This window comes from Komagataeibacter intermedius TF2, assembly GCF_000964425.1.
Classification (GTDB): Bacteria; Pseudomonadota; Alphaproteobacteria; order Acetobacterales; family Acetobacteraceae; genus Komagataeibacter; species Komagataeibacter intermedius.
Genome location: NZ_BANF01000016.1, coordinates 1 through 14,119, shown reverse-complemented (window position 1 = coordinate 14,119; position 14,119 = coordinate 1). Strand labels below are relative to the sequence as shown.

Sequence of the window (14,119 nt, the reverse complement as noted above, 5' to 3'; positions counted from 1 at the left end):
GACATCATGGCCCGCACCTGCCGCCCACCCGCCGATATTTCCGCCATGGACGGATATGCCTTTGCGCATGACGCCATGGTGGCGCAGGGCCGTCTGCCGGTCGCGGGCCGGACGGTGGCGGGGGATGTGGCGATACCCCTTGCACCGGGTCATGCGCGTACCATCCTGACCGGCGCGCGCATCCCGGCGGGTGCGGACTGTGTCATGGCGGCCGAACGCATGGCGGTTGTGGACGGGACCGTGGCCCCGGCAACGCCATTGCCCGCATGCGGGGCAAACATCCGCAGGCAGGGGGAGGAATTTGCGTCCGGCATGCGGCTTGTCGCCGCCGGGCAGCGTCTGGACTGGCGGCATGTCGCCCTTCTGTCCAGTCAGGGCATGCGGGATGTCGCGGTGATCCGCAGGCCGCGCGTGTCGGTCCTGTCCAATGGCGCGGAACTGGCGGCGGATGCGCCGGGCGCGTGCCCGGATTCAAACGCCCCCATGCTGGCGTCCATGCTGACAGGCACCGGCGCGCGCGTGACCACCCATGCCGCCCCCACCGATAATGTGGCGCGGCAGGCTGCCTGCCTGCATGCCGCGCGGCGCGGTGCCGATGTCATGGTCACCACCGGCGGCATATCGGTCGGGGATACGGACCATATGCTGGATATCCTGCGTGATGCGGGCGCGCGGGTGATCTTCCGGGGCGTTGCGATCCGGCCCGGTCGCCCGCTGACGGTGCTGGAACACGGTGGCCAGACCATATTCTGCCTGCCCGGCAACCCGGGGGCGGCGGCCATCTGCGCATTGATGTTTGTCTGGCCCTACCTGCGGGCGATCATGGGGCAGGACATGCCACGGCCCGGCATGTGCGCCACGGCCGATTTCACGGCAGATGCGCCGCCGGGGGTGACGGTGTTCATTCCCGTCAGCCTGCATCCGGGCCCGCAGGGCTGGCAGTGCCGACGCGTGCCCACGGTGGGGGCATCCGACATCATCGCCTTTTCCCGCGCGGATGCGCTGCTGGCGGTAACGCAGGACAGCCCGGTGCGGGCCGGACACCTGGCATGGGGCATGTCGCTCCGGGCTGATATATAGGCCATGTCCCCGATCCGGCCTGATGCGTGGAAGACGTTTTCAGAACGCTCCCCCGAAATCCTGAAATGACTTCCGGATGGCACAATGCCCCCTTCAGTCCAGCACGACAGCACAGGCATGCCGCCACGCGAAATCGGCAATGGCGTGGGTATCGTTGACATCCAGCACCGGCAGGTGCGCGGGCAGGGCAGGATCATCGGGTGTATCCGTCGCGATGGCGATGATGTTGTCCTGATGGCGGAACAGCGGTTCCTTCCCGATGGCGGGACGATAGACCTCGATACAGGCGGGCGTGGTGGCGTGAAACCCTTCGACCACCACAAGGTCAGTGCGCCGCATGCACGTCAGCAGGTCCGTCAGGGACGGGGGCGCGTCCGTGCAGTCATGCTGCAGCACCCACCGGCCCGGCGTCGCCAGCATGACCTCGGCCGCACCGGCGTTGCGGTGCAGCCAGGAATCCTTGCCCGGGCGGTCCATGTCGATATCATGATGCGTATGCTTGATGGTGGACACAGCCAGCCCCCGCGCGCGCAGCACCGGCAGCAGGCGCGACAGCAGGTGCGTCTTGCCCGACCCGCTGCGCCCGGTTATGCCGATCACCGCCTGCCGTGGTGGATGGGACATGAAACGCACCTCCTGAATGGACTGGCCAACATACTGGCGCAGGGTATGGCTCCGGGCCGCCCTGCGCAATGCGGGCGCTGATGTCTGGCGTGCAACAGCCGCCGCGCGTGGCCGGGCTGGTCATGGCTGGTGGCATGGCGCAGCGCATGGGGGGTGGTGACAAGCCGCTGCTGATGCTGGGGGGCGTGACCTGCCTTGGGCGTATCGTTGCCCGCCTGCGTCCATGCTGTGCCGCCATCGCGCTCAGCGCCAATGGCGACCCGGCGCGGTTTGCGGCCCATGGCCTGCCGGTGCTGGCCGATACGGTTGCGGGCGTGGGGCCGCTGGCGGGCGTGCTGGCCGGGCTGGACTGGGCGGCGGGGCAGGGGTGTGACGTGCTGGTGACGGTGCCGGGCGATACGCCGTTCATTCCCGCCGACCTTGTGCCCCGTCTGCTGCCCGCGCCGTCCTTTGCCATCAGCGGGGGACAGCGGCACAGCCTTGTCGCGGCGTGGCCGGTGGGCTGCCGCGATCTGCTGGCCCGGCAACTGGGCCACCTGACGCCAGCCACCCGGCGCGAGATGACCCGCGTGCGCACGCTGGCCGATGCGCTGGATGCGCGCGGGGTAGCGTTTGCCGTGCCACCCGGTGGCCCGGACCCGTTCATGAACATCAATACCCCAGCCGATTATGCCTTGGCCCGGCAGTATGTACGCGGCTGATGTCCCGACAGTCTGCGGCCGGTGGCCTGTTGCCCCGCCATTCCATGCCGCGCGCTATATGACTGTGGCTGGCCACAGGCGCGGGGTGCGCGGACGGGCGACCCTGACCCGCCATGGCGCCCGAAGGACCATGCCATGACCCGATCCCTGCCATCCGCCATCGTGTCCTGCGCCATGACGGTGCATGCGCCCGGCGCGCCTGCCACCGGCCGCGTGCTGGACATTGCCGAGGAAACCCCCGTTGCCCTGTCCTTCAATGGCATGGCGCATGGGGTGATGATGGCGACGCCGCTGGACCTGCGTGACTTTGCCACGGGCTTCGCCCTGACCGAAGGGATCATTCCCGACCTTGCGGCGCTGAAGGATGTCACGGTCCGGGTCGGGGACGACCATGCCGGGGTGGAGATGCGCATAGACGGCCCGTCCTTTCACCGCCTGCTGGCGCGCGGGCGGCGGGCGATGACGGGGCGTACCAGCTGTGGCGTATGCGGCACGGATGCGCGTGACGTGCTGGAGCGCCCGCGTCGCACGGTTCCCGACGCGCCGCCTGATATGGCGGCGGTAGGCCGTGCGCTGGCGGCGCTGCCGGGGCGGCAGGTGCTCAATGCCCGCGCGCACATGCTGCATGCCGCCGCGTGGTGTGCGCCCGATGGCGAAATCATGCATGTGCGCGAGGATGTTGGCCGCCACAACGCGCTGGACAAGCTGGTGGGGGCGGGGTTGCGTGACGGGGTGGATTTCGGGCGCGGGTTCTGCGTGATTACCAGCCGGTGTTCGTATGAAATGGCGCACAAGGCGATCATGGCGGGCATGCCGGGACTGGTGGCGGTATCGGCGCCCACGGCGCGCGCGCTGCGGGTAGCGGCGCAGGCGGGGCTGCATCTGGCCGCACCCGCGCGCGCTGCATCCGTAATGGTTCCCGATCTGGTTATCAGAAAGTAAAAAAAATATTTTGTCTGCAACCGTGGCAGGTCTGGATTCACGATCCGGCATGGCGACCGCCATTTTGTGGCGGAATACTTATAGTTCTGAAACAATAGTAATAAAGTCGTGACCAACCTCGCGATTTCGTTTTTTCGCGTTTAACGGGCGCGGGACTAGCCTCCGCTTCATGATACTGGAGGAACATCCATTATGTCTGCTTTCATGAAACCGCACGGCGCCGCAGGATGGGCGACGCTTTTACTTGCGGTCATCATCATCCTGCTTGGCCTGCCACTGGTCTACATGGGCGCGGAACTCGCGTTCCTGGGTGGCTCGCTTTACTACCTTGTCTGCGGTCTGGCGGTTACGGTGGCCGGCGTGCTGATGGCCATGGGCCGTCCGGTCGGTGGCCTGCTGTACCTGGGGGCATGCGCCTTTACATGGCTGTGGGCATTCTGGGAGGTCGGACTGGACGGCTGGGGACTGCTGCCGCGCGTGTTCGGTCCCACCCTGCTGGCCATTGGCGTGGCGCTGTGCCTGCCGGTGCTGCGGCGTGCGGAACAGGCACGCACAACCCATGTGCGGGAGGTCGCATGATGTCCAACCATACCCCGATCCTGCGCACCCTGCTGCTGGGCGCCACCATTATTGCCGGTACTGCCGGTGTCTCCGCGCTGGCGCAGGTGCCCCCCGCCGACCAGCCGCCCGGCAACGGCAACGCCACCGTATCCCCCGGCACGCCCACGCCGCCGCAGGACGCGTTTTCCGCCCCGTCGCCCAACGCGCCGCAGGCGCCCGGCGTGAACGCCGCCAACATTCCCGACGGGCCGCCCGCCGAACCCAGCGAGGCCACGCCGATGGTCGAGCAGGTTACGGCCAACCCCGCGCATGATGACTGGCCCGGCTATGGCCGCGATGACAGGGCGACCCGCTTTTCACCGCTGGACCAGATCACGCCGTCCAATATCGGTCATCTGAAGCGCGCCTTCATCTACCATACCGGCAGCAAGCCCGCGCCCGGGCAGGTGAACAAATGGGCCGCCGAAACCACGCCCATCAAGGTCGGGGACGGGCTGTACATGTGTTCGGCCATGAACGACATGATGCGCATCGACCCGGCCACGGGCAAGGAAGTCTGGCACTTCCACGCCAATGAAAAATACGACAGCATCCCCTATACGGCGGCGTGCAAGGCGGTTGTATATTACACCTCATCCACCGTGCCGGAAGGCGAGCACTGCCACCACCGCATCCTTGAGGCCACGCTGGATGAACGCCTGATCGAGGTGGACAGCGAAGACGGCAAGGTGTGCGAAGGCTTCGGCTGGCACGGCATGGTCAACCTGATGAAGGGGATGGGTGAGTCCGTGCCCGGCTTCGTGGCCGAAACCGCGCCGCCGCCGATCGTCAATGGCGCGATCATCACCAATCAGGAAATCCTTGATGGCCAGCGCCGCTGGGCGCCGTCTGGCGTGATCCGTGGCTATGACGCCGAAACCGGGCGCTTCCTGTGGGCATGGGACGTCAATCGCCCCCATGAACATGGCGAGCCGAAGGAAGGCGAGCATTACAGCCGTGGCACCCCCAATTCGTGGGCCGCGATGATTGGCGACAACGCGCTGGGGCTGGTTTACGTGCCGACCGGCAATTCCGCTGCCGATTATTACAGTGCCATGCGCTCACCTGAAGAAAACAAGGTGTCCTCCGCCGTGGTCGCGATCGACGTGAAAACGGGCGAGCCGCGCTGGGTGTTCCAGACCGTGCACAAGGACGTGTGGGATTACGACATCGGTTCCCAGCCCACGCTCATGGACTTCACCAGGCCTGATGGCAGCAGCGTTCCGGCGCTGATCATGCCGACCAAGCGTGGCCAGACCTTCGTGCTGGACCGCCGCACGGGTGAACCGGTGCTGCCGGTGGAAGAACGGCCCGCGCCATCACCGGGCATGGTGCCGGGTGATACGCGCGCGCCGACGCAGCCGTGGTCGGTTGGCATGCCGCGCCTTGGCTTCGCGCCGCTGAAGGAAACGGACATGTGGGGCATGTCCCCCATCGACCAGCTGTACTGCCGCCTGAAATACCGCCGCGCGCATTATGTTGGTGAGTTCACGCCGCCCAGCATCGACAAGCCGTGGCTGGAATATCCCGGCTATAACGGCGGGTCCGACTGGGGCAGCGTTGCCTATGATGAGAAGACCGGCATCCTGATCGCCAACTGGAACAACACGCCCATGTATGACCAGCTGGTCAGCCGCAAGAAGGCGGACAAGCTGGGACTGATGCCGGTGGATGACCCCAACTACAAGCCCGGTGGCGGCGGTGCCGAAGGGGCCGGGGCCATGGCGGAAACGCCGTACGGTATCGTGGTGTCGCCCTTCTGGGATGAATATACGGGCATGATGTGCAATCGCCCGCCCTATGGCATGATCACTGCCATCGACATGCACACGCAGAAGGTGCTGTGGCAGCATCCGCTGGGCAGCGCGCGCGCCAATGGTCCGTTCGGCCTGCCCACCCACCTGCCGCTGACCATCGGCACGCCCAACAATGGCGGTCCGGTCATTACCGCCGGTGGCCTGATCTTTGTCGCTGCGACGACGGACAACATGATCCATGCCTTCGACATCCATACCGGACGCGAAGTGTGGAACGATGTCCTGCCCGGTGGCGGACAGGCCACGCCCATGACGTATGAATACAAGGGCAAGCAGTATGTCGCCATCATGGCCGGTGGCCACCACTTCATGATGACGCCGGTGACGGATGACCTGGTGGTTTACGCACTGGATAACGTGAACTGAGGGTATCCGTCCTGTTGTGACCGATCCCGACCGGGGCCGTGTAATGCGGCCCCGGTTTTTTTATGCGTGCGGGTACCGGATACGCCGCGCGCATGACTGTTTCCGTCGGGCATGGGAATGGACCGTCGGCTATTACATTTATGCAATGCAACGTTACATTCTATTACATTGTCATGTCGGCATGGACATGCGACAACGCGCGATGTTTGCACAATGATCTGAAATCGCTCGCTTTTTTCGTTCTCGGCATGTCGCCGCCGTCATCCCGTCCTGCACGGTCCGGGTTCTTTCCCATGACCTGATGGGACTGCATTCAGCAAGCCGGGCAGGCGCCATCTTTTTTCCCACGGATATATTGGAAATGAACAGATACCTGTTGTCCTTCTGCCTGGTTCCCGCCCTGGCTTCGCTGTCGTCATGCGCATCTTCAGACAGCCAGCGCGCGGCACATGAACAGGTCCAGATAATGGGCGAGAAGACAGCTGAATGTAAAAAGCAGTTCCCCTCGGTCCGCGGCAATTACGAACGGCGCGCCATATGTGAATCATCAGCGCTGTATGATTCCGGGGCCAGACTGGGCATTAGCTACGAGGCCATCAACGAACTGGCGAATACGATGAAGCGCCTTGGCGCGGAACTGGATGCAGGCACGATCACGCGTGAAGACGCCAACATGCAGCTGGGCGCCGCCACGCACAAGGCCTATGCCCATGCCGCGTCGGACCAGCGCATGGAAAACCTTGAACTGCGCGAACACCAGGAGCACTGCTCATCCCTGACCATGGTCGATGGCGTGACCACGACGGACTGCTCGCCCTGACCGGGCATTTCATAACGGACTGATCCCGGACCGGACGGGTGGCGTGGTGTCCGCCTGTCAGGAAAAAAGGCAACAGGATGTAGCCTGGCTGTCCCTGTCCCTTATGTCACGTCGTATATCACACTGGCCCGTTTCGTGGCCGGTCGCATGTTATGCCGGGGCAGTCGCGGGTCAGTGCGTTTCCCTGCTTCAGCGCGAAGGCCACAGGTGTGTGGTGCAGCCCTGTTATCCCCCGGATCATGCTGGCGCACTGGTGCGGCAGTCATGTCTGTTCAGCAGGCGGGGCGGCTGTTCCCCGCCACGACGCCATATTTACTGACCCATCGCCACGCCGTCGCGGTGGGGGTCGCCCCAGCCCTGCATACCGTCCGGCCCGACCGTAATGGCCTGCACCGCTGCGTTCATGACCGCGATCTTGGGCGTATGCCCCATGTCGCGCAGGGATTTTTCCAGCCCGGCCGCAGTGGTGCCGCGTTCCAGTTCCTGGCCACGGTTCTGCGCCCCGATACGCGGCTGTTCAATGGCGGCGCGGATATTCTGCCCCCACGCCAGGTAGCCCACCAGTGTCTGCACGACCGAATCAATGATGCGCGCGCCGCCACCCGCGCCAATGATGACTTCTGGCTGGCCGTCCTTGCCGAATACGATGGTCGGGGCCATGGTCGTGATCGGCCGCTTGCCCGGCGTCGCGATATTGGCCACCGTCTGGCCATCCACCACCGGGCGGGTCGCGAAATTGGTGATGGCGTTATTCAGCACCACGCCATCGACAATGATATCCGCGCCGAAATTCAGGTTGATGGTGGTGGTGAAGGACAGCGCATTGCCCTTGCTGTCACGTATGGCCAGATGCGTGGTGGCGGGGACGGTCATCGCATCGGATACTGGCTGCGCGGAGGCATGCTGCGCCAGCGCGCCCGGCGTGACCCTGTCCATTGCGCGACTGTCGGACACCAGTGCCGCCCGGCTGTCCAGATAGGCGGGATCAAGCAGCTGCGCCGTCGCCACGGGCACGAAATCGGGGTCGGCTGCGTATTTGCGCCGGTCGGCTTCCGCCAGGCGCGATGCCTCCAGCAGCAGGTGGGCTGCCTCCACGCTGCCGGGGGCGTAGTGGCCAATGTTCAGGCGGTCCAGTATGGCCAGCTGTTGCAGGACCGACAGGCCACCGGCCACCGGTGGGGCGGCGGAACAGATCCGGCGTCCAAACGCGGTAATGCACAGCGGCGCGCGTTCGCGTACCCGGTAATTGGCAAGATCAGATGGCACGATTTTGCCGGGATAGGCCCCGGTGGCGACAGCGGCCCCGATTTTGGCGGCGAATTCGGGTTTATACAGGTATTCCGCACCGTCTTTCGCCACGTGTTCCAGCGTCTGCGCCAGGGCTTCGTTATGCAGCGTGGTGGCCTGTGGCAGGGGGTGGCCCCTGTCATCAAAATACTGCGCGAAGGCAGGCAGGCGCGACAGTTCGGGGCGTTCGGTCAGGACAAGGTGCAGGTAGCCCGGCAGGGGAAAGCCGTCATGGGCCAGCCTGATCGCGTCGGTAAACAGGTCCGCCCACGGCAGCTTGCCATAACGCGCATGCAGCAGGGCCAGCGTGCGCAACGTGCCCGGCACCGCGACCACCCGGCCGCTGCGTTCCAGCGCGTCGGTGGGCAGGCGCTGTCCATTCGCGTCATGCGCGTAGTCCTGCGGCACGCTGGCCGGGGCGCTGGCCAGCCCGTCGTAAAAGTTGAGCTTCCTGCCGCCCTTGTCCCAGTACATGATGGCGGACCCGCCACCAAGACCCGATGCCTGCGGTTCGACCACGGCCAGCACCATCTGGCCCGCAATGGCGGCGTCAACCGCGTTGCCGCCATGTTCCAGCACGGCAGATGCGGCATGGGACGCCATCGGGTTGGCGGTGGCCACCATGAAATGGCGCGCCCGGGCGGTGCCGCCCGTATCCTGCGCCCGGCCCGTGGCGCCTGAGCCAATAATCAGCATGGCCGCACCCACCGCGCTGGCGACAAGACGTTTTTTATGCGAACGGACGGAGGGAAACGGACGGCTGGCAGATGCTTGCATATTGGAATCAGCAACTTTCATACTCTGAACCAAAATATCGTACCTTCACCGTTACAAACTTTACGTGGGCCGATAAATGCGCTTACGGTAAGAAGATTATCAATTGTTGGTTCATAATGAACGTTTTCCAGGCCATCTCCATCTTCGTTGCCGTTGTCGAGACCGGCAGCATGACAGCCGCCGCCGAACGGTGTGGCATTTCGTCCACCATGGTGGGAAATTACGTGCGCGTGCTGGAGGAACAACTGGGCAGCACCCTGCTGCGCCGCACCACCCGACGGCAGAGCCTGACCCCATTTGGCGCCCTGTATTTTGACAAATGCAAGGAAATCCTCCGTCTTGTGGATGAAACGAAGGAACTGGCGCAGGCGGCGCAGGACAGCCCGGCGGGAACCCTGCGCATAACAACCCCCATTACCTATGGCATTGAAAGTGTCACGCCGTGCATTGCCCGCTATCTGGCGCGGCACCCGTCCGTGGATATCGAGGTGGTGCTGAGCGCGCGCGCGATGGACCTGACGCGCGACAAGTTCGACGTGGCCATCCGGCTGGGCACGCCCGAACCGTCATCACTGATCTGCCGCAGGCTGGGGGATTACCGCATGACCCTGTGCGCCGCGCCTGCCTATGTCGCCTGCCACGAGGAAATCGTGAACCCTCACCAGCTTGCCACCCATGACGGGCTTGCCTTTGCCTATTCCGCCACGTCGCCACAGGCATGGGGGCGGCGCGAATGGCGGCTGGAGGGAGCCGAAGGGCAGGTGATCGTGCCCATGAAGCGGCGGATGCTGTTCAACAACACGCAGGCCATGCACCGTGCCACGCTGGCGGGCCTGGGGGTCGCCATGCTGCCCGAGGACGTTGTGCAGGCCGACCTGCATAACGGGCAGCTTCAGGCGCTGCTGCCGGAATACGCGCTGCCGTCGCGGCCCATCTATCTGCTGTACCACAGGGAACGATACAATGCGCCGACCCTGCGGTCGTTCATTGACTTCATGATCCGCCATCTTGGCACCTCCGCTTCCTGAAATGGGCGCTCCCGTCCCCGGGCGCAGGCTGGTGATCTGCGCCTGTGTCATCGGAAGTGTGATCGAATATTATGACTTCGTTATATATGCCTATTTCTCCGGCTCCATCGCCCAGACATTCTTTCCCTCCGGGCTGGCGTTTTCGCCGCTGGCGCTGGTGCTGGCCACGTTCGGCCTGACCATGATCGGCCGCCCGCTGGGGGCGGTGGTTCTGGGCACCTATGCCGACCGCAGGGGGCGGCTGCCGACCATGATCCTGTGCATCCGGCTGATGACGCTGGGCAGCCTGCTGCTTGCGCTGACGCCGGGCTACGACACGATTGGCGTGCTGGCGCCCGTGGCCATTATCGGCGCGCGGCTGCTGCACGGGTTTTCCCTGGGGGGGGAGTTCAGCAGCGCCACGTCGTGCCTGATCGAGAATTCGCCCCACCACGAAGCCCGCGCGGCAAGCTGGCAGCCCATCGGGCAGATCCTTGCCTCCTTCCTGGCCGCCGCCATGGCGCTTGCCCTCAGCGTGGTGCTGCCGCCTGCCGCGTTTGACGGCTACGGCTTCCGCATTGCGACGCTGGGGGGGATCTGCGCGGGCATTGCCGGGCTGGTGCTGCGCCGGCGGCTGCTTTCACTGGCATCGCCCGCCGGGCCAGCCGTTGCCGCACCGTTTGTCGAACCGGGCACCATTATCCGCACCCTGCTGGTCGCGGGCATGATTTCCCTTGGCAGCGGCATTACCTATCTTGGGATCTACATGCCGTATTACGCGCGGCATCATTTCCATATCGAGACACGCACCGTCTATATCGTCAGCCTGACCACATACGCGGCGCAGTTGCTGTTCACGCCGCTGCGGTGGAAGCTGGCCAGTTATTTCGACCGCACCCATGACATACGCCCGCCCGCGCTGGGGTGCGTGATCATGATGATCCTGCCATGGCTTGCATTTTCCGTCCTGCACCGCCATTCCTATGCGCTGCTGGCGATGCCGCTGGTGTTCAACATGGCGGCGCTGATGTATTTCGCGGTGCTGGATGGCTTCATCAGCCTGCTGTTCCCGCGCGGGAGCCGGGGGCGGGGGCTTGCGATCGGGTATTCATCGGGCGTGGTGGTGTTTGGCAGCCTTGCGCCGCTGGTCAATGCCGCGCTGATCGCGCATACGGGGATGGAGAGCATTCCCATGCTCTATGTCTCGGCGCTGGCGGTGCTGGCGCTGGTTTCGCTGCTGCTGTCGGCGGGTCTTCTGCGGCGGGGCCGCCCGGGCTGAGGCGGGACTATCAACATCAGGTTGATAATTTCCCCAGTCGAGGCCCCTTTATCAACGGGTCCATTTTTGAAACGATGTCGGAACGTTGACGCCCTGCTAGGATACGTTGCCAATGCCGTTTCATGTGCTTTTTCGTCCGAACGCCACCAAGTCCACCCTGGCCCGTGCCCTGAGGAGCAGACGGAACTGTCTGGTCATGGCAACGGTCCTTGGCGGACTGGGCGTCATGGAGACCGCTTCCGCGCAGCAGGCCCCGTCCGTCACCCCCACGTCCCATGCCCGCGTGGTGAAGAAGGGGACGGCCACCACGGACACGAAGGCCGCGGCGAAGTCCCCCGACCGTCCCGAAAGCATCAGTGTTACGGCCCAGCGCAACAGCGCGCCCGGCGGCGGCATGATGCGGCGGGAAACGGCGGCGCACGCGGTCCAGACGGTGACGCAGGACTATATCGCGATGCAGAGCCCGACCAGCGCGCCGCTGGACCTGATCCGCAACCTGCCCAGCGTCAACGTATCGTCCTCCGACCCCAGCGGCATCGATGGCGGCGCGATCAGCAGCCGTGGCCTGAACGACAACGATATTGGCGTGCTGATCAACGGCATGCCGATTTCCAACGGCTCCACGTCATCGGCAACCGGCTTTATCCAGAACTATGTGGACAGCAACAATATCGCCGCGGAATCCATGTCGCCGGGGTCCACTTCGGTTGGCGCGCCGCTCAACTCCGCCGCTGCCGGTTCGCTGGAAGTGACCACGCGCGCGCCGTCGGAAAAATTTGGCGGCATGATTTCAGGCAGCTACGGCACCTTTGATACCTCGCGCGAATTCCTGCGCGTTGATTCGGGCGAGATCGGGCATTCCGGCGTCACCAGCTATATTTCCCTGTCCCATACCCGTGCGGAACCGTGGCGCGGGTCGGGCATCAGCGACCGCAAGCATCTGGATTACCGCCTGCAGAAAAAGTTCAACGACGGCAGCACGATCGACTTCTTCCTTGGCTACAATCACAGCCACAACTTCCAGAACCGTTTCCCGACCTTGGCGAACCTGGAAGCGGACATGAACGGGACCAAGCCGAGCATCCCGCTCAACTACGATGCCGGTCCGATCCCCACTTCCCCGCAGAGCTATTATGGCGTGCATGGCAATGACAAGGACACGTTCTACACCTCGCTGCCGGTCAGGCTGCGCCTGAACCACCTGCTGTCGCTCAGCATCGTGCCGTATTACGAACGTTCGGCCTTTACGCTGAATACGGCGGCGCGCCTGCAGGAAGGCCACACCTATTCCGGGTCCGAGCCGGTGGCGGTTGACCTGAACGGGGATGGTGCGGTCACCAGCGCCTATCAGGACGTGTCGGAGCCGGCCATCTCCCTCAACCAGCAGGGTGGCGTGGTCAGCACCCTGCACTGGCACCTGAAGAACAACGAAGGGCAGATCGGGTACTGGTACGAACAGAGTTCCTATTCGCTCAAGACCCCGGTCCAGAAAATGAACCAGGTCACGTCCGGGCAGTACGCGGATAACGATACATCCACCTATTACCATCTGGCGGACGGTTCGATCTATTACGCCACGAATTATCTGGGCACCTATCATTCGCACACCGGTTTTGTGGAAGACACGCAATACTTCCTGAACCACAGGATGTCCGTGACCGCAGGCTTCAAGATCTTTACCGAAGAACTGACCGGGCAGAGCTACCTGCCGGGATCGAACAGCAGGATGACCAGCAATTTCGTGTCGCCCATGCCGCGTTTTTCGTGGTCGTGGAACCTGACGCCGCACCACCAGATCTATGTCAACGCGGAAGGTGATTTCCGCGCGCCGTCACCCGAAGGGCTGGTGACGCGCTACAGCCTGACCACCGGCGCGATGACGACATCGGGTGCGAACGTGAAGCCGCAGTATTCCATCAAGGAAGAACTGGGCTACCGTTATTCCGGCAGGTTCCTGATCGCGGATGTCAGCCTGTACAACTTCAACATCACCAACCGTCTGCTGACACTGAATACCTATACGTCCAACAATGACGCGGTCAGTGAAACCGTCAATGCCGGTGGTGAAACCATACGTGGCGTTGACGTGATGCTGTCCACGCGCCCGCTTCTGCACCGTTTCCGGCCATATGTGTCGTTTGAATACCTGCATGCCACCATGGACAACAACCTGCCGGCCGCGGCGGAAGATGGCCAGATGGATTACCTGCGGACCAAGGGCAAGACGCCGGTCATGACGCCAAAGGTGATGTTCAGCATCGGGACGACCTATAATGAAGGGCCGTTCTTCATGAACTTCAGCCTGCATTACACGGGCCGTCAGTATTCGTCGTTCATGAATGACGAATACATGAGCCATTATTACACAGACACGCTGTCCCTTGGCTACCATTTCCCCAAGATCTGGCGTGCGCAGTCCCCGACGTTCCAGCTCAACTTCACCAACCTGACGGGCACGTACAAAGCGGCGGGCGTTTACAGCTTCTCCACCAACGCGCACCCGACCTATGGCGTGAACGGCAACCGGATTGCGGGTGGCGGGTCGCCGCTTTACTACCCGATGGCGAACTTCTCCATGATCGGGACGGTTTCAACATCCTTCTGAATGGCATGACCGGACAGGCTGCGGTACGATCACGGCTGCCTGTCCTCCGGTGCCTGACCCCGGTGCCCCTGCGGTGCCGGATGACGGGAATGGGCAGGCCGCCACGTTCCGATGCGCGGTCCGCGGGCGTCGCCTTTTTTACAAAAAGGCGGTGCTTCCTGAAGCTTTCCGGGGGCTGTTGGGAATTGAGTTTTCTAAAGGGCCATGATGTGTT

11 protein-coding genes are annotated in these 14,119 nt (G+C 63.8%); 9 read left to right on the top strand and 2 right to left on the bottom strand.

Translation table 11 applies throughout. The features are described from left to right. Positions 1–1,080: molybdopterin molybdotransferase MoeA (locus tag B7449_RS03535; protein ID WP_048883238.1), on the top strand; the 1,080-nt coding region annotated here is incomplete at its 5' end. 93 nt (positions 1,081–1,173) lie between these two features. On the opposite strand, the gene mobB is transcribed toward B7449_RS03535, so the two are convergent. Continuing rightward, complete coding sequence (gene mobB / locus B7449_RS03530) at positions 1,174–1,704, bottom strand: molybdopterin-guanine dinucleotide biosynthesis protein B (protein WP_039735919.1); 531 nt, start codon at positions 1,702–1,704, stop codon at positions 1,174–1,176. An 80-nt stretch (positions 1,705–1,784) separates the two neighbouring features. Here mobB and mobA point away from each other — a divergent pair, with 80 nt between their 5' ends. From mobA to B7449_RS03505, 5 genes are all read left to right on the top strand, one after another. After that, positions 1,785–2,405, top strand: coding sequence for a molybdenum cofactor guanylyltransferase (gene mobA / locus B7449_RS03525; protein ID WP_039735918.1), 621 nt, complete (start codon positions 1,785–1,787; stop codon positions 2,403–2,405). Positions 2,406–2,540: 135 nt separating this feature from the next. Then, positions 2,541–3,347, top strand: coding sequence for a formate dehydrogenase accessory sulfurtransferase FdhD (gene fdhD, locus B7449_RS03520; protein WP_039735911.1), 807 nt, complete (start codon positions 2,541–2,543; stop codon positions 3,345–3,347). Positions 3,348–3,539: 192 nt separating this feature from the next. Beyond that, positions 3,540–3,926, top strand: coding sequence for a hypothetical protein (locus tag B7449_RS03515; protein WP_039735910.1), 387 nt, complete (start codon positions 3,540–3,542; stop codon positions 3,924–3,926). Then, on the top strand, positions 3,926–6,130 hold the full coding sequence (locus B7449_RS03510) for a pyrroloquinoline quinone-dependent dehydrogenase (RefSeq protein ID WP_235721188.1): 2,205 nt from the start codon (positions 3,926–3,928) through the stop codon (positions 6,128–6,130). The genes B7449_RS03515 and B7449_RS03510 overlap by 1 nt, the downstream gene beginning before the upstream one ends. Positions 6,131–6,596: 466 nt before the next feature. After that, on the top strand, positions 6,597–6,950 hold the full coding sequence (locus B7449_RS03505) for a hypothetical protein (RefSeq protein ID WP_209426705.1): 354 nt from the start codon (positions 6,597–6,599) through the stop codon (positions 6,948–6,950). A gap of 312 nt (positions 6,951–7,262) precedes the next feature. Here the strand turns inward: B7449_RS03505 and ggt are convergent, their stop codons facing one another. Next, entirely contained in the window at positions 7,263–9,014 is a 1,752-nt protein-coding gene (gene ggt / locus B7449_RS03500) for a gamma-glutamyltransferase (RefSeq protein WP_235721180.1), read from the bottom strand. A 116-nt stretch (positions 9,015–9,130) separates the two neighbouring features. Here ggt and B7449_RS03495 point away from each other — a divergent pair, with 116 nt between their 5' ends. The 3 genes from B7449_RS03495 to B7449_RS03485 all read left to right on the top strand — a co-directional run bounded on the left by B7449_RS03495 (position 9,131) and on the right by B7449_RS03485 (position 13,905). After that, entirely contained in the window at positions 9,131–10,042 is a 912-nt protein-coding gene (locus B7449_RS03495; RefSeq protein ID WP_039735907.1) for a LysR family transcriptional regulator, read from the top strand. Continuing rightward, entirely contained in the window at positions 10,023–11,300 is a 1,278-nt protein-coding gene (locus tag B7449_RS03490; protein ID WP_235721181.1) for an MFS transporter, read from the top strand. The genes B7449_RS03495 and B7449_RS03490 overlap by 20 nt, the downstream gene beginning before the upstream one ends. Before the next feature lie 196 nt (positions 11,301–11,496). Beyond that, complete coding sequence (locus B7449_RS03485; protein ID WP_235721182.1) at positions 11,497–13,905, top strand: TonB-dependent receptor; 2,409 nt, start codon at positions 11,497–11,499, stop codon at positions 13,903–13,905. Positions 13,906–14,119: the final 214 nt, after the last annotated feature.